This is a genomic window from Spirosoma lacussanchae (genome assembly GCF_005870035.1).
Lineage (GTDB): Bacteria > Bacteroidota > Bacteroidia > Cytophagales > Spirosomataceae > Spirosoma > Spirosoma lacussanchae.
Genome location: NZ_SWJG01000008.1, coordinates 152639 through 174774, shown reverse-complemented (window position 1 = coordinate 174774; position 22136 = coordinate 152639). Strand labels below are relative to the sequence as shown.

Here is a 22136-nt window from a genome sequence, read left to right as displayed (position 1 = left end):
TTAAGATCGGTGGCTGTTAGAATTTAACCATCAGGTTCAGACCGTAGCTACGGGCCGGGGGCACACCAAACATTTCGAGTCCCTGACCATTGCCGCTGTTGTAAGTCGACTCCGGATCAACGTTCGGCACCTGGTTGTACAGAATCAGCAGGTTACGGGCAACGAGCGACAGGCTGGCCGACTGAATCGGGGTTTTGGCCAGGAAGGCTTTTGGCAGCGAGTAGCCCAGTGTGAACTGACGCAGCTTGGCAAAATCGGAGCTGTACACAAACTGATCGGTGATGGTGGTCAGGCCTTTGTAGTAATCCTGTACATCCTTGCCCGCGAAGGTTTTCGAGAACGCATCCCCTTTCGTGGTTACTCCCGTAACGGTCAGACCCGACTCGCGACCGACCAGCGTCTCTTTCGACAAGCCGGTGCTGTAGGCGAAGTAGTTAGTGGCGCTGTACAGTTTGCCACCGAATTTACCATCGACCAGGAAGCTCAGCGAGAAATTCTTGTAGGTGAAGGTATTGGTCAGACCCATCGTCAGGGGCGGAACACCCCGGCCCAGCATCGTGAATTCGCTCCGCATCGGGATACCGGTCGTTTCGTTGTACACGATGTTTCCGTTGGCATCGCGCATGGCTTTATAGCCCGCAATCATCCCGTACGGCTGACCTTCGAAGTGGTAGATGTACGCACTCTGCGTACGCGACTGATCCAGCTCCAGCACTTTGATCTGATCCGAAATCTTGATGACTTTGTTGTCATTGTAGGCTACGTTGTAAGCCACGTTCCAGGTAAAGCCGCTGTTGGTTTTGAAGGGCGTACCCGTCAGTAACAGCTCGATTCCTTTATTCACCACCTCACCCACGTTCAGCAGCACTTTTCCGTAGCCCGAAGCCGTTGAGGTCGAAGCCGCCACCGGATCGTTTTTCGTCACCCGCTTATACAGGGTCAGGTCAACGCCCAGTTTGTTGTTGAACAGCTTGCCTTCCAGACCCAGCTCAGTTGTTGTTGAGGTGTTAGGCTGTAGCAGGGCATTCGGAATGGTACCGTCGTTGGTGTTGATCTTCATCAGCGGCACCCCGCCAAGGTACGAGTTAGCCTCCAGACCGTAGGTCAGATTGAGCGCATACGGGTTCGGGTAACCTCCACCCACCTGGGCGATCGAAGCGCGCACTTTACCATAGTTCAGCCAGTTGCCCCGGTTACGAAGCACATCGGAGAACGCAAAGCTCAAACCCGCCGACGGGTAGAACAGGCTGTTGTTCGCCTTGGCCAGCGTCGAGAACCAGTCCTGGCGACCGGTCAGGGTCAGGAACAGAACGTTCTGATAGCCAATATCGGTCGATGCGAAGAGCGAGTTGATTCCGAAACCATTGTACGAATAGCCCGGCGTTTTGTTGATCGTATTGTCCAGGAAGTAGTTGAACGGTACGTTGAACTGGCTGCCCCGGAAGCTCATCTCCTCCGTTGACCGACGCATGCGGTTTCCACCAGCGATAGCGTTCACCGACAGGGGACCAAAATCCTTGTTGAAGCCCAGCAATACCTCCGAGTTGGTTTCCTGAATCTGAACCTGCCGACGGCTCATGGCGCCGAGGGTCGAGTAAGCCAGACCAGTTGGTTCGATGTCGAGGTATTTCAGCTGGTTGTTATCGGTACCAACCCGGCCCCGCAGATACAGGAAGTCAGTGATGTTGTATCGCAGACTGAACGACCCCAGGAAACGGTTCCGGATATCGGTATTCTTTACCTTGTTAACCACAAAGTAAGGGTTCTGCGCATACACATTGCTGTTCCAGAGCGCTTCGTATCCCCGGCTGTCATAACCCGGGTCCAGGCTACGGACGTCTACGTTCGTAGCGATCATCTGTACGGCGTAGTTCGGATTTTTAGGTGTGTCTGACAGATACGTCCGGTTATTGCCTTCTTCCACGTTGTACTGACCCACTCCTTCAAAGACTACTTTCTTGGACAGGTTGGCGTTTGCGCTCAGGTTGAACGACTTCCGGTTGAAGCCGGCATTGGGTACAACGCTTTTTGAATCCAGGTTAGACGCCGAGAAGCGGAAACTGGCCGTTTCGTTGCCACCGGCTACCGCTACCGTGTTGGTGAAGGTGCTACCGGCGTTGTAGAAGTTCTTCACATTGTCCCGCTGGGCCGAGTAAGGACGACTCACACCGTCGAACTGAACCACCGACGAGCCATCCAGTTTCGCGCCCCACGACTGAACACCATAGGCAATGGCTTGATCTTTGGTTGCCGGTTTAACTCCTCTGAAACCAGAACCGTATTCATACTGCCAGTCGGTCAGGTTGAACGGGCGATCCATCGTGTAGGTACCGTTGTATTCAACGCCGATGCCCTTCTGGCCTTTACCCGTCTTGGTCGTAATCAGAATGACGCCGTTCGATGCGCGCGAACCATAGAGAGCGGCCGCGGTACCCCCTTTCAGTACCGAAATGGTCTCGATATCGTCGGGGTTAATACTGTTCAGACCATCACCCGAGTCGTTACCACCCCACATACCGGCCGAGTTTACGTTGGTGTTATCGATAGGTACACCATTGATTACGTACAACGGCTGGTTATTACCACTGAGCGAACCGTTACCGCGGATAATAACCCGGCTCGATCCCGCTGGGCCCGTAGCCGTGCTGGTAGCATTCAGACCGGCTACCCGGCCAGCCAGTGCGTTACCCAGGTTAATTTCACGGGCCTGTGTCAGGTTTGAACCCTGCACCTCCGTAACCGCATACGAGAGTACTTTCTTGTCTTTGGCGATACCCAAAGCCGTGACCACCACCTCGTCAAGGGTTCTGTCGCTCACTGCCAGCGTAACGTTGAGGGTCGTCTGATCGTCTACCGTAATCTCCTGAGCCTGAAAACCCAGCGCCTGAATAACCAATACGTTTCCTTTAGCTGCGGTTATGGTGAACCGGCCTTCGGCGTCAGTTACTGTACCCTTGTTCGTTCCCTTGATCAGAACGTTAGCGCCAGGAATTACATCGTTGGCATTTTCGGACACTTTCCCCTGTATACTAACTTGCTGGGCCTGAGCCAGACAGCAACTGAGCAGGAAGAAGGTCAACAAATACGTAAACCTGTTTCTACATTCTCTCATGTGTTTTTAAGTTATGGTTATAGATTAACTGTACTGGGGTTGATTCAATCACGATGGTGTCCTGAAGGGGTTCGCTAACCGGCTCATCCGATTGCTGATTCGTGGCCAGCGGTTACCACTGACGAAAACGCAGATTATTACTCAAGCATGGCAGGCAAATGCCCAAAACTGCTTACCTCGCTGCGTATGAGATTGGTACAAACTGCATTAACCGAATATTAACTTTTATAAAATTTTGCAAAAAGGTGTTTATATGGCCCAAAATCAGGATATAACACTGCTGTACCACATAATCTTTGCACTGCCTTTACCAAAGACAAATATATCAGTGATTTTTAAAATATTTTTTTAAATAGAGAGATTGATGCTATTATTTTTCACAATATTAGCTAAATTACATAATTAATTAGAAAATTTAAATATTAACAGGTCGTATGTGTCTTATAAAATACTAGTGGCTACTACTTCTAATCTTGACCAACATCGACGCTTTACTGTCGATTAAGCCAAAATTAAGTAAAATTGAGTACATATACCCTACCAAAATAATATACTTACCTACACTAATGGTTAATACTACCAATAAATGTATTACGGTTTCAATTGCCACTCATTAGTAAAAAATCCGGCTGTTTTCAGCCCCGTTCCGCCCTTAAGCAGCATGTCCAGACCGAAAACCATGTAATCCGGGAATCCACTGGCCCCGGCAAAATACTGATTGGCCAATGCTGCTTTCATACCTTTCAGTCCGGTTCCACTAACCACCGCTACCGAGGTTGTGGCTGACCCCCTGATTGGCCAAACAAAGTAGGTGGCCAGATCATCGCCCTGCCACTGCTTATCGCCCACCTGAATCCGGTTTCGCTGCACCTGAATCGGGCTGTCGGCTAGTAACAACGGCCAGGCGGCATTACTGTTGGCATTACCGAACAGGACAACCCCCCGGTTTGCATGAGTAATCAGGGAGAAATCCGTGTCTGGAATAATATCCACGGAGCCGTTGCCTCGGTAATACCAGGTTTCAGCGTCATAGCGGGCTTTTTGCCAGCTCCAGTCGTTCTCCTCTTTTGTTCCGCGGGTGCTGTAGACAAACACCATGTTATGGTTGAAGCCGTCTTTGAAGGTGCCGTACCGGTGTGGGCCCTTGTGTGCCAGACTGGCGGGAGGTACGATGCGCCAGCCGTTGGCCTCTTTGCGGATATGCAGCGTATCGTGGCTGCTGCGGGTCTGGTAGTCGAGAGCAGGCAGACTATCCAGAGCGATTGTCAGGCGGGCGTTGGTACCAAAATCATTCAGCGCCAGTTTCAACAGGGATACATTGGCCGTTGTGCCGGTTATAGCCTGGGTGGTCCGGTTTAGCTGAATGCGACTATATAGCAGCGGCTGACTCTGTTGTTCAATCGACGCCCATCGGAAGGAAGCGGATATACCCGGATTAGCCGTGGTGAAATCAATAGTGCTGACCAGTGAATCAGCCAGACGCAGATGCCACCGGAAATAGTCGAATAGCGGTGGCCAGTCAACGCTATGATCACCAAACCAGTGACTTCCGCCCGGGTACTCGTAGTAGCTTATATCTGGCTGGGTGGTGCCCAGCAATTTGCGCATCTGTCGCGCATACGATACGGGAACGGTGCGGTCAGCATCGCCGTGAAAGATATACACCCCCAGGGGTTTATAATTGGTAGTCAGCTTTAGAACATCGCTCTGGTTGCCCGCCCGCAAGAGCGTTCGCTCGAGTGGGTTCTGGCTCGTGTCGGGAATAACTCCATCGGCAGAACCGTATTCTTTCAGGGTCGGGTAGCCCGCGCAGGGAGCAATGGCGGCCCACTTATCGGGATAGGTAGCGCCCAAAAACCAGGTGCCGTGGCCCCCCATCGAATGCCCGGTCAGGTAGATACGGGCGGGGTCCGGCTTAAACTGCCTCCGGGCCAGGTCCAGGACTTCAAGGGCATCGAGCCGACCCCAGTCCTCCCAGTTAAACCCCCTCGGTCGGCGATTGGTAGCTGCCACCAGCGTTCCCCACTCTTTGGATTTGTAGGCGCGTGCCTGTCCCGACGCTTCAACGCCGGCGCCATGAACCGACAAAAACAGAGCGGCAGCCCCGGTCCCGGAAGCGGGGGGCGTTACCGAATAATACTGAAGACTGCCATCGATCGCGCTGATAAAGGTTTTGCTGTACGTAGCCCCCGGCCCCACAGCCTCTACCGCTATCAAAGCCTGATCGAGCCGTTTTCCCGACTGGCGCAGCAGCAGCCCGCAGCTATGTGACCCGGCCGTTCTGATCGTGCTGCCATCAAAACCAAAGGCAACTTTCCGACTCGACAGGGCCGGAATGGCAGGCACCTCGACAGTTACCTCCCGGCCACCCAGCTGGCTGGTCAGTTGCAGGCCCCTCAGCTGGGTATTTGTTGTGTTGATCACGACCACAGCCCCCTGTAGTAAAACATTGGGTTCGCCCAGCCGGATGCTGGGCAGTGTTGGATCGTCCGTGCGGAGCAGTACTGCGTTGTCAGGAAAAAACAGAGAAGCACTTACGCCCACCCCGCGCACATACAGCTCGTTGAGGCCTTTTCTAAGTTTTACGGGTATGTGCAGGTAGCCCATGCTATAGGCATCGCCCATGTGTAGCTCTCCATTGACGTAGACATTGCTGTTCCCCTTGATGTTCAGGATAGCGACCTGCTCCTTTCTGGCTTCGTACGTGAGATAGGTGTACCCCCCACCACTGCCCAGCCCGCCCCGCAGACTGCCTTCCGTCACGCCCGGACCGGCTGGCGCTCCGCCGTTTACGCGAAACGCACTGGATGGACGAAGCCGGTTCAGACTATCGGCAGTTACGGTTTGCCAGCGGATGTCCTGACCCTGTTCGTTTTTCCCAAACAGGGAGCCTTCTTTGGGTTGCCGAAGAGTGCCGGTATAAAGCTGATAGGCGAGCGGGTCGGTGTAGACAGCTTCGCGGCCGTAGCGGCTCCCTGTCAGAGCTACCAGCCCGTTCTTGAACTGGTAGGTCTTTGCCGGGTCGGGCGCCGGACTAACTTGGGCCAGGGAACAGTTGATCAGAAGCAGAAAACCAAGGAAAGGAAAGTACAGGTTACGCATAAGCAGGGGATGTTTTTTTGGGAGCTAGCCAGCTGGGCCGGCACCCACCCCTCCCTCGATCAGGTGCCTGTATGGTGAGTTGCCCGCCCAAATCTATTCTGCAATTTGAACATCCTGCTAACGCTAACCCCTGCCAGATAGCGATTGACCCAAAAATTAGTAGTGCCTATAGAATAAATACAATATTTACGACACATTCCACCGCCCGGTTCCTAGTAGTTGACGATCCGGAACGTGCTGACGCCCCGCGGGCTGCTAACCTGCAGAAAATAAACACCCGCCCTCAGGGTGGTTGGCAGCTTTTGCCGGATCACCCGGGTGGTCGATTCTACAGTCCGCTCCAGCACGCGCGAACCGCTCAGGTCCGTCAACAGTAACGTCAGGGGCATCTGGTCGGGGTTAGTAAGTTCAAGCTGGATCTGGTCGCTCTGGATTGGGTTTCCGAGTAGGGTCAGCTGAAACGGAGACGACGGGTCTACGCTGGTCACCAACGCGGATGATGCCAGCCGCCAGTTGGGTAACTCATCGCGTGTGATGATATCGACATCGGTAAAGACCGCCTGTAGGGTCGAAATGGGTTGCCTCTTAATGTAATCTGTCCCCGTCCAGACCGAAAACCAGGACCACCACGTGCCGAACCCACGGATGGTGCTGGCGTTGGGCACATGGCCGGTTTCTGACAGCGCAATCAGCTTTTTGCCATTGAGCTGATCCAGGGCGCTCTTCCAGTTACCGCTCAGGTTGGCCGACGCATCGGCATATACGTCCAATCCGACCACGTCGACAAATGAATCGCCCGGGTACCAGTCCACCTCGAACGTATCGGTTGCGGTGTAAACCCAGATCAGGTTATGCAGATTATGGTAATTAGTCAGCCGGTCGTAGGTTAGCCGCCAGAGTTCCCGAAACGGACCCGCTCCTTTGGCGCCCCACCAGAACCAGCCACCCGACGCTTCGTGCAGCGGTCTCCAGAGCACCGGTATGTCGGCAGCCTGAAACTTTTTTAGCTGGTCGGCAATCGCATCGATGTCGTGTAGCAGGAGCTTGTAGCGATCACTGCTTTTATCAGCAAGAGCCGCCGACAAATCAAACGTGGTGGCTTCGGTATAAAAACCACGCCACCAAAGCTTGTCGGGAGCCTGATTGATCAGATCGGTTGGGGCGTTCCAGTGCCACATCAGGCTAATGATCCCTCTCCCCTCTTCCTTCCTGGCCCAATCGATTATAGCCTCGCTGGCGCGGAGGGGTCTGGCTCCGTTGGCAACCCGGCTGGGCGAGTAGTCGATCAGATCGAAAGCTCCGATGGCCGGTTCTTTGCCGGTTTTTTCGAGAATGTACTCCACATCATCCTGTTGACCCGAAATCACCCTGCGCCCGTATTGATCGACCAGGTACGAAAAAAGTCCGCGCGTTGACGCCGTCGCCTGGGCGTCGGTCAGTGTTTTAGGAGGTTGAACGGGTATAGGGGGAACGGTTGGCGTGACCAGCAGGTAATCGATATCGTAATACCCCCACCCGGTGGATAGGGTTAATCTGTTTGCACCCTCCCGGAGCATGAAACTGCCCAGACTGGCTGTGCTGAACGAAACCCGTTGCCTGAGTGTTGCCGATCCTTTTTCGGTATTAAGTTGAAAGTCAATCCCTTTATCCCCAAAGGGGGATGCATATCCAATTCGTAGCTCGTAGAGGCCCGCCTGGGCGTTGATCGTCAACACGAGATTGTCGGTAGGCTGGTCAAACCCGGTCACATATCCGGTACCGGAAAATCCCGCCGTGGTAGTGGCGATGGTAACGCCCGTCAGCACGCCGGTTTCGGCTTCGATCCGAACCGGGCCAGCCGCGCCCCAGGCCAGTCCAGACCACATAAAAACGGCCAAAAACGCCGGGAAAAGGACGTGTTTGGTAAGCAGTCCCCAAAAAGGGCTGATCGGCTCCGGATGCATGAAAAGAAAAGGTACAGGTTGAGGATTAGAAAAGGTAAGGGCAGGTATTGGGCATTGTTCGGTATAAATCGGGCGATCCGCCCTAGTGACGAACCGCCCGTTCTGTTTGTTTATTTCACCAGCATGATATCATCGAAATAGAAGGTCTCATCCTGCTTGTCGGGGCCTTTGATACGGAAACCTACCTGCTTCAGCGTTTTGCCGGGCAGCCAGAAATCCATGTCCGACAGTTTGAGCTTGAAGTAGTTCCAGACGCCGGCTTTCACATCAATCCGGTTGGCTTCGTTCGTATCGCCGAAGCCCCCTTTACTCGCATCGGTGGTTACGTAGAGTGAATAGTCGGCCGAAGCGCCTTTAATCCAACCCGTTATGTAGGTATAGTTTGCCGAATAATTGATGGCCGACGACGACCAGTTGGCGAAGGCGATCAAGTGCCAGTTCCCTTTCTGGTAGGTTTTAGACGCCGATGCGGTCCCCGACATAAACTCCTTGGTCGAGATTACCCCGGCATCGCCCCAGGAGCCATCCTGAAAGCCAGTCCCGTACGAATCCACGAAAATCTGGTACGCCTTATCGACATTTACGAACTCCTGTTTGGTCCGGATGCGCCCCGTTGCGTTGGTAATGCTCAGCGTACCCCGGGTCAGGCTCGACGCGGGCATCTGTACAACCAGTTTTTTCTTTTCTTTCGATACGATCGTGGCAGCATCCGAGATTCCTTTCACCGAATCAGCTACCGCCACCGCCGTTACATCGTCCAGGTTATTACCGTTGATTGTGATGACGGTGCCCTTGGTGAAGTTGTAGTTCGACACATCCGTAACCGACGGAAAGGCCAGCACTTTGAACGGAACCGATACGCTCTGACCCGCGCTGTTGGTGAACGTAATGTTCTGCATACCCCCCGAAGCCTCGGTAGGCACCCGGAAAATGAGCGACTCGGCCGTGTTCAGCGTGGTCTGGAAACCCGCCGGCACGTTTTGTTTCTCGAACACCACCGACCGGATGTCGCCGAGGCCGGTACCGATGAGCGTCACTACCGAACCGCTGGCGGCTGAGTCGGGCATGATCCTGGTAGCGACGGGGGTACCGGGGCTGATCTGCGGACGGCCGTCGGTATCTTTTTCGCAGGCAGTGAGCGAGGCCCCGGCCAACACGGTCAGGATCGACAGTCCGGCCAGGTAATTTATACGATATGCTTTCATTGATTTTCCTGTTTAGTTGAACCCGGCCATTCATTCAGTTTATACGAATGACCAGCCAGGTTCGTCAGATGACTCATTTATAATACGGTACGGGGTCTTTTCCCAGCTCGGGATCCTGCACGATTTCACCCGCGGGTATCGGCAGAAACATCTTGTCTGCGGTGAAATTACTGACGTAGGTCGGGTTGGTGGTTGTTCCCCGGTTTTGCTTCTCGATGATGGCCTTTGCCTTCGCAAAGCCCTGCCGCTGAATATCGTACCAGTAGTCGCCTTCGAAGGCAAACTCGACCCGGCGCTCATGCATGATGTCATCCAGGGTGATCGACGTGCGAGGAGCCAGACCAGCCCGGCTTCTTACCCGGTTGATAGCCTCCAGCGCTTTGGCATCCGAGGTCGACGCATTGCTGCCCAGAATCGCTTCAGCGTAGATCAGCAGAATATCGGCGTAGCGCAGCAGCACTACGTTGTTACCCGAGTTCTGACCCAGCACCGGCTCACCGCCAAAGCTCTTACCCGGCCCGGCAAAGTATTTGGTGATGTTAGACCGGGTTGGGCTCAGACTACCGCCATCTTCGGTGGGCTGGAGGGTGTCATATTTGAACCCGTTGGCCATGAAAGCGTTGTACTTGGGGGCATTGGCCCGCTGGGGTTTCCAGCTCGGGTTCGTCCAGCCGTGCTCCATGATGGACCAGCGCCGGCGGAGGTCGCCAAATTCATACTCCTTCAGGATATCCAGCGAAGGCACGTACATCTCCCAGGCATCAGCTTCGGAAGTGCGCAGAGCACCAGCGCCCCGGTCGGGGTTTTTGATATTCCCCGTTCCCCAGGGGTCCTGAGCGAACTGGTGCTGGATGGAGAAGAGCGATTCGCTGTTGTTGTTCATGCTCATCTTGGTGAACATGCCGGTGTAATCGCTCACCAGGGTGTACTTGCCGAAGTTGATCACTTCTTCCGCCTTTGCTTTCGCGTTGGCGTAGTCTTTATTGTAGAGGTACAGCTTCGCCATCATGCCTTTGGCCACGTACTTGGTCAACCGGCCCGGTACGTCTGACTCGGGCAAACCCGCTTCAGCCGCCTGTAACTCTTCGAGCGCGAACCGCAGTACATCCTTCTGCAGATAACGCGGAATGTTGAAGTTACCCGACAGGGCTGTGGCGCCCGGATCTGTAATGATGGGAGCCGCTCCCCAGGTTCTGGCAATGTAGAAATACAGGGTTCCCCGGATGAAGTGGCATTCGGCAATGGCCGGATCGAGGTAGCTAGCGTCGCCACCGGCCGCTTTTTTCTCTTCGAACGTTTTAATCATTACGTTCGAGTAACCAATGATCTTATAAAACGCCCCCCAGGCCGCACCGATCCGCTCCGATGCCGACGATACCGAAAAGTTTAAGTACTCGGTGTCGGTATAAGTGAACATATTGCCCGACATCACATCACCAATGGCATCCTGAGCCCGGCTTTCGTAATTGCGCCAGGGCAGGCCACTGTAGAGCGTACTCGTAGCCGCCCGTACCTCCTCGGCATTGTTATAATAGTTACCCGTTGTCGTTCCTGACAACGACGGGCGTTCGATGAAATCCTCTTTGCAGGCCGACAGCAACAGCGCCGGAACCAACAGGGTATATATGGATTTGCGATTGAGTTTCATGACTTTTCTATTGAGTGATTGAGTGCCTGAGCGATTGAGTGGTTCAGAACGAGACCCGATAGCCCATACGCTCAATAGTTAGAATTGCAGGTTGGCGCCGACGGTGAAGGTGCGGGGGTTCGGGTAATGGCCCGTGTCGACGTTCATCAGTTTGATGCTGTTGTTGAAGGCGCCAATCTCCGGATCGTAACCCGAGTAGTTGGTAAACGTCTTCAGGTTCTGGATCGACCCGTATACGCGCAGGTTCTGGATTTTAACCCGGTTCAGCAGCGTTTTCGGCAGGCGGTATCCCAGGGTAATATTCTGAATGCGGGCATACGAAGCATCTTCAACATACCGATCCGACATGGCCGTGTTGTTCTTGTTCGTTGTCGTAAACCGGGGCAGGGCACCATCCGTATTCGACTCCGTATAGCGGTCCACAACCGTGCGCATCTGGTTGGTATACGCATTGCTCAGCCCTTCCAGCTGCCAGCGCAGGAAGTTGAACGCTTTAGCGCCCTGACTTCCCTGCAGGAACAGCGAGAAGTCGAAATCACCGTAGTTCAGCGAATTAGTCAGACCCCAGCTGAACTTGGGCAGTGGGCTACCGATAAAGGTGTAATCCTGCGCGTCGATCTTCTTGTCGCCGTTGATGTCTTTGTATCGGATGTCACCAAGCCAGGTTTCGGTTTCGTTCACCTTATAGCCAAACTGGGGCAGGCTCTGATCCAGGTCGGCCTGGGTGCGGTACAAACCATCCGTTACTAGTCCCCAGAACGAACCCACCGGCCGACCGGGCGTGGTGTGGGTAATCAGGTAGTTGTTGTAATATACCTTACCATCGAGGGCCGAAGCCGCACTGGCTGCGCGGTCGTAGCTGTTGGTGAACTGCGTCAGTACCGCATTGGTCCGCCAGGTGAAGTTGCCCCGCTTGATATTGGTGGTCGTGATGCCGACGTCGATACCGGTGTTAGTCATCTGACCGGCGTTTCCCAGCGGTGCTTTCAGATCATCCCACTGGTCGCCCACGCCAATCAGGTTCGGGCCGGTGAGGAAGATGATCATGTCTGACGTTACTTTCTTATATACATCGATCGTAGCGTCGATCCGGCCGTTGAAGAAGCCCAGGTCAACCCCAGCGTTGGTCGTTCTGACCGACTCCCACTTCAGGTTCGGGTTTGGTATTCCGTTAATCATGTTCGATGAACCAAACCCAACCGGGCCCGAGAAGAACTGAACGGCACCCACGTAGGCCGGGTTAGGCGCACCACCCGGGAAGTTCTGGTTACCGACCATCCCGTAGCCCACGCGCAGCTTGGTATAGCTCAGCACGTTGGCAATGGCCCCTTTCATGAATTTCTCGTTCGAGACCGTCCAGCCGGCCGATACACCGGGGAAGTAGCCCCAGCGGTTGTTAGGACCAAAGTTCGACGATCCGTCGGCCCGGAAACTGGCTGCCAGCGAGTACTTGTCGTCGTAGGTGTAGTTAGCCCGCGCAAAGTACGACTCCATGGCCCACTGACCTTTACCGCCATTCAGACCCCAGGTCGTCTGGTCGGCGCTGCCGGTGCTCAGGTCAAAAATATTAGCCTGCAGGTCGACCTTCGTACCCGAGATGCTCTGGTAATACGAGTTTTGCGCCTGATGACCCAGCGTGGCCTGGATGCCGTGCTTCTTCACGTACTTATTGTACGACAGGTAGTTGGTCAGCGACCAGTAGTAACTGTCTGAACGCGAGTCGATCAGTTTACTACGGAACGAGGTGCTACCTACGTTACCCGCTTTCTGGAAAGCGACGTTGTTGTCCTGACCCAGCGAATACGACAGCTCATTACGGAACGATATATCCTTCAGCAGCTGAAATTCAGCGTACAGACTTCCGAAGATATTATTGGTCGTTTTGGTGTTGCCTCGGTATTGGCTGTTGCCGACCAGGTTAGAGCCGTAATACTGCACACCGCCCACCGTTTGCCCACCACCCCATGTTCCGTCGAGGTTTTTTACCGGCGTCAGCGGGCTGGTCGACGCGCCCCACCAGATGGTCCCTTCGGCCGCATCGGCCAGGGAAACGTTCTGGATACTGCGGGATACGTTGGCGCTCAGACCCACTTTAACCCAGGTTTTTAGCTGGCTGTCGAGGCTAAACCGGGAGGCATAGCGTTTGAAGTCCGAGCCCAGCAGAATACCCTTGTTGTCGAAGTAGTTCAGCGACAGGTAGTAGGTCGTTTTGTCGCGGCCACCCGAAAAGCTCAGCTGGTGGTTGTTAATGGTTCCGCGCTGGAACATCGCTTCCTGCCAGTCGGTACCGGGTCCGAGAATATCGGGGTTTTTGAACTCATCAGCCACCGGATTGCCGATGATGGGGAGTACCTCGTTCTGGTAGCGGGCAAAATCGCGCAGGTCCATCAGGTCGAGACGCCGGGCTACTTCAGACACGCCCGTATACATCTCATAATTGATCTTGCCTTCGCCCTGTTTCCCTTTTTTGGTGGTGACCAGAATTACCCCGTTAGCCGCCTGTGACCCGTAAATAGCCTGCGCCGATGCGTCTTTAAGGACATCGATGGATTCAATATCGTTGGGGTTCAGCATGGCCATGACGCTGTTACCCGTCTGGCCATCGCCCCCTCCCAAACCGGCATAGCCTGAGCTGGACGAGGTATTGCCGCCAATGAACGGAACCCCGTCGATGACGAATAGCGGGTCGTTGCTGTTAATGGAAGTTACCCCCCGAACTTTAACGGATACGCCCCCACCCGGCTGACCACCGTTGCTGGTTACCGTAACCCCGGCGGCTTTACCCTGCAGGAGCTGGTCGACCCCGGCCGCCGGAATATCTTTCAGCTCGGCCGCTTTCACCGTTGTGATCGAGGAGGTTACGTCCGACCGTTTGGCGGTACCGTAACCGATGACCACCACCTCGTCGAGGGACTGATCGCCGGTTTGCAGGGTGATATTGAGCGTGGTGCGGGTACCTACCTCTACCTCCTGAGTCTTCATGCCGATGAACGAAATCACCAGCACCTTGCTACCCGCAGGCATGTTGAGCGAAAAGGCCCCATTGATGTCCGTCGTGGTCCCGATCTGGGTGCCTTTTACGGAGACGGTGGCGCCTGGCAAACCGTTCCCTTTTTCGTCGGAGACGGTGCCTTTTATCAGCGCTTTAGCATCGGAAGGGACTCCGGTACTCGGTTTAGCAGCGCCTGATGTAGCCATCGCTACCCGATTGCTGCCGGGAGCCGGGCTTGCAACGGTTCGTTGCTGAGCACTGACCGGTAGCCAGCTACTCAACAGGACGAAGCCAGAAAGCACATGTTTAATCATAGGAGAAAGAATCAATTGTTACAGTAAGACAATAGAAGTAATAGAGAATTGAGGGTATAGTCGCTGGCTTAGCGGTTCATCAGGCTGGTTAGATCAGATGTCGACGGGTGTGCCTGGCCTGACCAGTTTATGCATGGGTAGTGAGATCATGACCGACGTACCCCGATCAGGTTCGCTCTGCCACATGACCTGCCCACCGAGGTAGTCTATGCGGGAGCGAATGTTGGCTATCCCGTTTCCTGTCGACGTGGCTTCCGGAAAATGGCCGCCCTGCCCGTCGTCATCGACGCTGATCAGCAGGGTTTCGTCGTTGGCCATAATTTGCACCGTAATCGACTGAGCCTGTGCGTGTTTGAGGGCGTTATTGAGCAACTCCTGAAGCACCCGGAAAAGCATCACCGAGGCCTCGTCGCCCAGGGGTGGTAAGTCGCCGTAATGCTCAATGAATAACTTTGTTTCGTTGACCAGATTCAGTTTCTGAATCAGATCTTCGACGGCGGGTACCAGCCCAAACGTCGACAGGGCATAAGGTCTCAAATCGTTGGATATCAGCCGGGTTTCGGTACAGGCTTCGTCCAGAAACTGGTTGAGCGGGTCTTTTACCGAGCAGGGCAGCTGTTCCTGATGGGCTTCGACAAACAGTTTGATCCGCGACAGCTGAATGCCGAGTCCATCGTGCAGGTCGCGGGCAATCCGGCTCCGCTCACTTTCCTGCCCTTCGATCATAGCCTGCAACGACTTTAGCTCAAGCTGACGGATTTGCTGCTGGGCAATAACCGCCTGTTGATGCGCAATCAGCTTTTGCTGCCGCCGAAGAAACACCAGCGCCACCACACCCAGTACGCTGATAATCAAGACGGCTATCAGCCCCGAGTTGAGCATCTGCTGGTGGCGGCTTTTTTCTTCAGCCAGCTGTTTCTCAACAGCCAGGGTTTTGATCTGGCTATCCAGCTCCTGCAGCCGAATGCTTTTAGTTTGTTCGGACTGGTAAAACTGGTCGGCAAAATCGAGCGACAGCAGGGTTTCGTCATAGGCCCGTTTATGATCGCCCATGCTGGCATAACTGTAGGCCGAGTGTTTGGCCAGTTCACGCAGCATGCCTACGTTGTTTTCGACCCTGGCCAGCGCCTGCGATTGGCGGTACTCGTCCAGGGCCGCCTGAGGGTGGTTCCGAAACTGCTCCACGATGCCCAGGTAAAAGTGGTTCAGCGCAATGAGCCAGTTTACCCGCACCTGCTTGGAGAGTGCCAGGCTTCGGCTGGCAAAAAAGTAAGCCGAGTCGGGCTGCTTGACGCGCGAATAGGTATTAGCCAGCAGGTTCTGCGCAAACGCCTGAAAATAAAGTTCTTTGTGCTCAGCACTGATGCGCTCTACGGCCCTTAGTTCAGTGAGCAGCGTGGTCGGCACGGGATTCCGTTTCTGATCGATATTGGCCAGATCAAGGCGACATTCAATGATTTTTGGCACATTTTTAACCCGCACAAAAAACTGCAACGCCTTTCTGAGGTACTGCTCGGCAGACTTTTGCATGAAGAAATCGTGGGTGTAATAATCGCCGATGACAATGTGCTCGTTGTAATAGCCGGCTGAATCGCCTGCCAGACTGTAGTACTTCATCCCATTGAAGTAGGCTTCCATGGTGTACTTGTTGTAGCCATACTGCTGGTGGTACAGCCAGCCCAGCTCCTGGTACGCTTTTGCCGCGCCCCGGTAGTTCTTCTCGACCAGCATCTGACGAATCGCTTTCCGGGAGCTGTCGATGGCCGGCACTTCGGCCCGCGCTTCGGCTCGTTGAAGCAGTCCGCCCAACCCCAGCAGGAAGAAAAGTAATGCGTACAGATTCATGGGTACAGGGGAACAACAGAAGCGTATCTGGCAGCGACGAACCAGGCTACAGCGATGCTGGCGATTAGTTGCCTAGTCGATGCAATGCATCTCCATGGCGGTTTTGATCAATAAGGCCGTATTCGGTACGCCGAACTTCATAAGTAAGCTACTGCGGTGGAATTCAACGGCTTTGGCACTGACAAAGAGCTGAGCTGCCATTTGTTGCGTGGTGAGTCCCTGCGCAATCAGAGCCAGCACCTCCGACTCGCGGGGGGTGAGGTTGGGTTTCAGTCCAGCCCCTGCCGACGATTTCCGGGATCTTGGCTCATCGTTCAGCAGAATCTGCATAATTGATTCGTTGAAATACTGCTTTTCATCGTGAACCGTACGAATTGCCTGCAACAGCTCGGTTTTAGTCGTATTCTTTAACAGGTATCCTTTTGCCCCTTTTTTGACCACCCGTTTAATCAGACTGGCGTCGTCGTGCATGGTCAGCGCAATTACTTTCGTTTGGGGGTGAATGCGGGTAATCTGCTCACAAAGGCCTAATCCATCGTCGATATGCGGGAACGAAATATCCAGCAGAATCACATCAATCGGCGAACTTCTCAATGACTCCACCACGGACGAGACATTGTAACAGCGCTGGGTTACTTCTATTTCGGATGAGCCTGATATCAGCGATTCGATCCCCTCTACAAAAACATTATGATCATCCGCGATCAGTACTCGTATCATTTATTCGTATTGTTTCCTGGCTGAGTAATAAACCAGATGTCTTTGCTGGTATAGCTTACCAATTTGTTGTATGTGTCTACGCTGAGTGTTTACATCCGGTACCGTAAGAGCTTTCTGGTACCGGTTAAATGCGGCTGTTACCGGCCCACATAAATAGAACTTTGTTTAGCAAAATTAGGATTAAAGTATCGGTCTATGTAATAGGGGAAACCCAATTTTGCAAAAATATAGGGAAAACCCTACCACTTAAGTATTATTCTGAATCAAGACAGTTTTGATGATAAGTAGTCGCTGTTCTCCAATAAGCTGGCTTCAGGCATTTGGTATAATTCAGCGAGTACACGGTTTAAGCGAGTATCCCGGCATAGGCATGGACTGGCCCGCGTGCGAAAAGTAGTCGAGAATCACTACGGCTATGCAGCCAGCCGGGCCAGGGTTTTACCCCACCATCTACCTGCCTGAATAAACCGTTGCTTGTGCCGATCGGTTGCTTTGGTTAGCCACGGCTCAGGCAAGGCCTGATCAAACAAATCTCCCACCTCTCCGTTTGCTGAGTAAGTACCTTTCTGCCAGACCTGTCTGTTTTAATCGTGTAAAAACACGATACCAATACTTTCTGGCGTATTTACTCAACGGAGAAGTCACCAATATGCCCTCACGAACGATACTGATCGTCGAAGACGATCGACGCATTGCCCAGAACGTCAGCCGCAGCCTGCGCGAAGAAGGCTATCTGACCGAAGTGGCCTATGAAGGATACGTGGGGCGGCAGCTGGCCATCGAAAACCCAATCGACCTGTTACTGCTGGATATTAACCTGCCCGGCCTCAACGGGTACGAAGTCTGCCGGTCGGTACGGGCGGTTAAACCCGAACTGCCCATTATTATGCTCACCGCTCTCGGCGAAATTGAGGATAAGGTAGAAGGGCTCGACCTGGGGGCTGATGATTACGTAGTAAAACCCTTCGACCTGCGCGAGCTGAGTGCGCGGGTAGGCGTCTGGATGCGTCGGACCAGCCAGCGGCATACCAGTCGTGAAGAAATTTTGCAGGTGGCCGACCTCGTCGTGAATTTATCGGCCAAGACCGTCTGCCGACAGAACACCCAGATCGACCTGACCGCCCGTGAGTTCATGCTCCTCGAATACCTGCTTCGTAACCAGGGACGGGTAGTCTCCAAAATGGATTTGAGCGAACAGGTCTGGGGACTTAACTTCGACCCCGGCACTAACGTCGTTGAGGTGTACATCAATTACTTACGCCGAAAAATCGACCGCGATTTCACGCCGAAGCTCATCCACACCCGGCCCGGACTTGGGTATGTCCTGCGCGAAGACTGACCGCTTATGACGATACGAAACCGGATTGCCTTCCAGTTTTCTTTCATTGTGGCGGGTATCCTGATCTGCTACTCCCTGATCATTTATGTTCGGTCTGACAACTACCGGCAAACGGAGTTTTTCGATCGGCTCGAGCAGCGGGCCCGGACGGTTGTTCGGTTCCTGACCCAGGTGGAGGAACTGGATCGTAATCTGTTGCGCATCATTGACCGCAAAACCCTGATTACACTGTATGACCAGAAAGTAATGGTCTTCGATTCAGGCAATCAGCTCCTTTACAGCAGCATTGATGTAGATTCTGTAACGATACCAGTATCTGTGCTGGAGCAGATCCGGCAGGAAAAGATCGTCCGTACCTGGATGGGCGAGCAGCAGCTTTTTGGCCTATACGCCCCGGAGGGTCCGCAGCCGCTGACCGTTGTTGCTACTGCCTACGATCGGTCGGGCCAGGCTGAGTTGCGAAATCTTCGTAGAACCATTGTCTGGAGTCTGCTGGGCGGCATCGGGCTGACCGTTGGCCTCGGGGTGCTGTTTGCGGGCCAGTCGCTCCGGCCTATCAGCCGCATCAACAAACAGGTTTCGACCATCAACGCCCGGAGTCTCCAGCAACGTCTCGACGAAGGAAACCGGCAGGATGAAGTTGCCCAGCTGGCTATCAACTTCAACCAGGTGCTGGGGCGGCTCCAGCAGGCCTTCGAGCAGCAACGCACGTTTATCTCCCACGCTTCCCATGAGTTGCGAACCCCCTTGGCGGCCCTGAAATCAGAGCTTCAGCTCAGTCTGCGCCACCCGCTTCCGGCCGATCAATACCAGCATATCCTTCGCAATCTGACCGACGATACCGATCGGATCATTGACCTGACCAACAGCCTGCTCGTGCTGGCCCGGACGCTCGAAACACCCAAATTACAGGTGCAGCATATCGTTCTGCTGGACGATGTGATCTTCATGGCGCGCGACGAACTGCTCAACGCCCACCCCCACTACCGTATCGATGTTCGGTTCTCGGACCTGGTGGCTTCCGGCGAACACCCAGAGGTTCGGGGCGATGAGTTGCTGCTGCGCCGTATGCTGCTCAATCTGTTCGATAACGCCTGCAAATACAGCGCTGATCAACGGGCGCTGGTCTACATCGCGCAGGATTCGAACACGTGCCGGGTCAGTGTAACGGACGAGGGTATCGGGATTGCCGCCGATCAGCTGCCGCAGATTTTTGATCCGTTCTACCGCGCCGATAATGCCCGTTCGCATGATGGATACGGGCTGGGACTTTCAATCTGCAAACGAATTGTGGAACTCCATAATGGCCACATTGACGTTACCAGCCAGCCCGAGAAAGGAAGCACGTTTATCGTCGTTTTACCAACCAGCCCGACGGCCACATTCTAATATTTTTATAAGCTTGCTGTAAGTCCCACCTAATAGTGCCAATCTACCTTTGGCCATTGACGACAACATACTCAATGTTTGAACATGGAAAAGGTACTCGGCTCGATGCATATCGAAATCGGAACCCTGTGCTGGCTGGCTGCCTTAGGAATCTGCACTATTCTTTACAGTTTCGCCGAAGAGCAAAGTAACCAGATACACCAGGCAGAACGGCAACATGAAGCCGACCAAACGGGTCAGTACGCCTGGATTCATCGATTATCCGTCCTGTCGAACGGGGTTGGCCTGCTTAGTTTAGTGGCTCTTGCTTACCTCCATCCGCTTCGGTTTCTGGTGGTGCTGCCGGTGCTGCTCATCCTGTACAAGTCCAGAATTACCCATCGGATTGGGGCCTTCTCGTTCAACGTGCTGCAACAGATCCGGCGGTGGTCGTTCCCCATACAGCGTAAGCCCATTCGACTCGGCTTACTGGGGGCGGGTAGTTTCGGTCTGGAGTATGCGCTGGAAGAAGAATACCTCGCCAACTACCTGGTCTTCAGCAACGAACCGACCAACTCTGTTATCTCGCTGATCGTTAGCCGAGCCGGGCAGGCCGGTTCCTGGGAGGTACTGAACGGGTTCGTTATGCTGGGTATTATGCTGACCGGCAGCGCATTCTGGCAGGCTCACGCCCGGATCAACTATGAAAATCAATCAGGGGCTTCATTAGCCGATTCATCCTACTCCTGGCGGACTGACTCCCTGCTGCTTAGCTATCTATTTCTGTTGGTATCCTTACTTGGGTTAACGGCGGTCATCTCCTTTTCGGCAATATCTAATTATACTTTCTGGCTTGGTTATCTTGGTGTCATACTGGCTCAGCGCACAAAAACCGGCCGGCGACTGGGGCAACGGATCGTCTATGCGGTGGAATCTTTTCTCGTCCCTGCCAATCGTGTCGTTGAGTAAGCTATCGCGACGCTGCCTCCCGATTCTGCTATTCTTCTCTTGTTCCGCCTTCTTCAGGTGTTACGGTCAAAGTCCGGACAGCACCCAGCAGGTCAATCGCCAGCTCGACAGTTTGTATATCCACGAAGTTGAGGATCAGCGAACGCCTGATAAAGTCTTACATGCCGAGCCTCTTTTTATCGATCTGATCCGGGACCTCGGTGCCCGAAAAGGGGAACGGGAATGGAACGTGGGGCTGGGCCTGACGGATAATTTTCGGTACGACACTTACACTGCCCTGGTCGAATACGAATGGGCACCGGTAAACCGGCTTGGGTTAGAAGTCGAACTCCCCTTTTCGTTCTATACCCGCAATGAACCCAACGGCGAAAAGCCCGCCAATCAGCTGGAAAGCCTCAAGACAGCCGTTCAGTGGTCATTTTACGTGTCGGAACGCCTACAGACTACCCTGGCCGTCGGCTATATCAACGAACTCCACCTGCGCGCATTTGGCCGGACCAACCGGGGGCCTGTCGTACGGAGTAACACCTCGAATCCTTTTTTCGTAGCCGCCAAACGCTGGGGCAACCGATTTCATACCCTTGTTTACGCGGGCCCGTTACTTGAGCGGTCGGTTGAGCAGTCACAGTGGGAAACGCACTGGCAAATCAACACCAACCTGCATTACATGATACCGGGCAGTCGCAACTTCATCGGGCTTGAATTGAACAAAGAGCTGGCCCACCATCGGTTCCAGCTGGTAGCCCGTCCACAGCTGCGGGTCAGTGTGACGGACAAGCTGCTGATCGGGATCGTAACCGGTATACCCATCGACAAACAAAGCCAGCGACTCAGCACCTTCATGCGACTTATCTACGAACCGAGCCATCGTAGCAAAGCAGCTATCAAAGGTTGATCAGGCAACCTGCCTAACCGAGCCATGGGGTCTGATGCTACCGTGTCGTTTTCAGCGCTAACTACCCTGCGAGCATCCTGGCAGTCCAGGCCGCTACCGGAGAAAAACGGTGTGGACAGATCCCTGGAGAGGGAGGTAAAACGTGCAGCCATTTGGGCCACTTGAAGCCTGAAAATGTTCCCTAACAACCTCTTCAGAAAGACTGTTTAGAACCTGTAACTCCCCTACAGGGTTGAGGATTTTGGGGTATACGCCACTACCCAAGACAACTATCATTTGTCTCATTAGTCGGACAAGCTATCTGGCAATCGGTTGCATAGTTTTTTGACTTTTGAATTATCCTTCTCCAATTGTTGACGGCGTAAACCGACTTTTTATCCCTTGAACAAAGCAGACAATTACTGTCTCGCCCGGACAGTTGGTTTTGCAAAATGGATTGGATCAGCTGATTTCCGATGTAAGTTTTATTTCTGGCCATGATTTACGAAAGCAGTTAGAACTGGATAACACAGTGCCTTTTAGCTGTAACCGATTGCAAACTATGGGAAGTTATTCAGTATTAGTATCCTTGCCAACGGGGTCCGTACACGATAATCCATCAATGCCATCTTTCCTGAGAAAACTCATTCAGGACGGAATTGCCTTGATAAACCTGAAGGTTGTGTTCATCTGATGTTGGTCGAA

12 protein-coding genes are annotated in these 22136 nt (G+C 53.7%); 4 read left to right on the top strand and 8 right to left on the bottom strand.

The genetic code is table 11. From position 1 onward, the window contains the following. Positions 1-16: 16 nt before the first annotated feature. The 8 genes from FBR45_RS22100 to FBR45_RS22065 form a co-directional block, all read right to left on the bottom strand. Positions 17-3082 (bottom strand): SusC/RagA family TonB-linked outer membrane protein, encoded by a 3066-nt coding sequence (locus tag FBR45_RS22100; protein ID WP_246082343.1) that lies wholly within the window; start codon positions 3080-3082, stop codon positions 17-19. Between the two features lie 621 nt (positions 3083-3703). Beyond that, complete coding sequence (locus FBR45_RS22095; protein ID WP_138506385.1) at positions 3704-6214, bottom strand: carboxylesterase family protein; 2511 nt, start codon at positions 6212-6214, stop codon at positions 3704-3706. A 212-nt stretch (positions 6215-6426) separates the two neighbouring features. Then, positions 6427-8157, bottom strand: coding sequence for a glycosyl hydrolase (locus FBR45_RS22090; protein WP_138506383.1), 1731 nt, complete (start codon positions 8155-8157; stop codon positions 6427-6429). Between the two features lie 110 nt (positions 8158-8267). Continuing rightward, positions 8268-9362: an IPT/TIG domain-containing protein gene (locus FBR45_RS22085; protein WP_138506381.1), complete on the bottom strand. Its 1095-nt coding sequence runs from the start codon at positions 9360-9362 to the stop codon at positions 8268-8270. Positions 9363-9435: 73 nt separating this feature from the next. Beyond that, on the bottom strand, positions 9436-11010 hold the full coding sequence (locus FBR45_RS22080; RefSeq protein ID WP_138506379.1) for a RagB/SusD family nutrient uptake outer membrane protein: 1575 nt from the start codon (positions 11008-11010) through the stop codon (positions 9436-9438). Positions 11011-11088: 78 nt separating this feature from the next. Then, positions 11089-14316: a SusC/RagA family TonB-linked outer membrane protein gene (locus tag FBR45_RS22075; protein ID WP_138506377.1), complete on the bottom strand. Its 3228-nt coding sequence runs from the start codon at positions 14314-14316 to the stop codon at positions 11089-11091. Positions 14317-14409: 93 nt separating this feature from the next. Then, complete coding sequence (locus tag FBR45_RS22070; RefSeq protein WP_138506375.1) at positions 14410-16161, bottom strand: sensor histidine kinase; 1752 nt, start codon at positions 16159-16161, stop codon at positions 14410-14412. Between the two features lie 72 nt (positions 16162-16233). Next, positions 16234-16881 (bottom strand): response regulator transcription factor, encoded by a 648-nt coding sequence (locus FBR45_RS22065; RefSeq protein WP_138506373.1) that lies wholly within the window; start codon positions 16879-16881, stop codon positions 16234-16236. 649 nt (positions 16882-17530) lie between these two features. On the opposite strand from FBR45_RS22065, the gene FBR45_RS22060 reads away from it, so the two are divergent. The 4 genes from FBR45_RS22060 to FBR45_RS22045 all read left to right on the top strand — a co-directional run bounded on the left by FBR45_RS22060 (position 17531) and on the right by FBR45_RS22045 (position 21452). Next, on the top strand, positions 17531-18220 hold the full coding sequence (locus tag FBR45_RS22060) for a response regulator transcription factor (RefSeq protein WP_138506372.1): 690 nt from the start codon (positions 17531-17533) through the stop codon (positions 18218-18220). A gap of 6 nt (positions 18221-18226) precedes the next feature. Then, positions 18227-19609: a sensor histidine kinase gene (locus FBR45_RS22055; RefSeq protein WP_138506370.1), complete on the top strand. Its 1383-nt coding sequence runs from the start codon at positions 18227-18229 to the stop codon at positions 19607-19609. 84 nt (positions 19610-19693) lie between these two features. Beyond that, entirely contained in the window at positions 19694-20557 is an 864-nt protein-coding gene (locus FBR45_RS22050; protein ID WP_138506367.1) for a hypothetical protein, read from the top strand. Then, positions 20511-21452, top strand: a complete 942-nt coding sequence (locus FBR45_RS22045; protein ID WP_246082342.1) for an HAEPLYID family protein — start codon at positions 20511-20513, stop codon at positions 21450-21452. The genes FBR45_RS22050 and FBR45_RS22045 overlap by 47 nt, the downstream gene beginning before the upstream one ends. The last annotated feature ends 684 nt before the right edge of the window (positions 21453-22136 follow it).

Coding starts and splice junctions, on each gene's coding strand:
- FBR45_RS22095 (WP_138506385.1), bottom strand. CDS start 6,214: ATGCGTAACCTGTACTTTCCTTTCCTTGGTTTTCTGCTTCTGATCAAC.
- FBR45_RS22090 (WP_138506383.1), bottom strand. CDS start 8,157: ATGCATCCGGAGCCGATCAGCCCTTTTTGGGGACTGCTTACCAAACAC.
- FBR45_RS22085 (WP_138506381.1), bottom strand. CDS start 9,362: ATGAAAGCATATCGTATAAATTACCTGGCCGGACTGTCGATCCTGACC.
- FBR45_RS22080 (WP_138506379.1), bottom strand. CDS start 11,010: ATGAAACTCAATCGCAAATCCATATATACCCTGTTGGTTCCGGCGCTG.
- FBR45_RS22075 (WP_138506377.1), bottom strand. CDS start 14,316: ATGATTAAACATGTGCTTTCTGGCTTCGTCCTGTTGAGTAGCTGGCTA.
- FBR45_RS22070 (WP_138506375.1), bottom strand. CDS start 16,161: ATGAATCTGTACGCATTACTTTTCTTCCTGCTGGGGTTGGGCGGACTG.
- FBR45_RS22065 (WP_138506373.1), bottom strand. CDS start 16,881: ATGATACGAGTACTGATCGCGGATGATCATAATGTTTTTGTAGAGGGG.
- FBR45_RS22060 (WP_138506372.1), top strand. CDS start 17,531: ATGCCCTCACGAACGATACTGATCGTCGAAGACGATCGACGCATTGCC.
- FBR45_RS22055 (WP_138506370.1), top strand. CDS start 18,227: ATGACGATACGAAACCGGATTGCCTTCCAGTTTTCTTTCATTGTGGCG.
- FBR45_RS22050 (WP_138506367.1), top strand. CDS start 19,694: ATGGAAAAGGTACTCGGCTCGATGCATATCGAAATCGGAACCCTGTGC.
- FBR45_RS22045 (WP_246082342.1), top strand. CDS start 20,511: ATGCGGTGGAATCTTTTCTCGTCCCTGCCAATCGTGTCGTTGAGTAAG.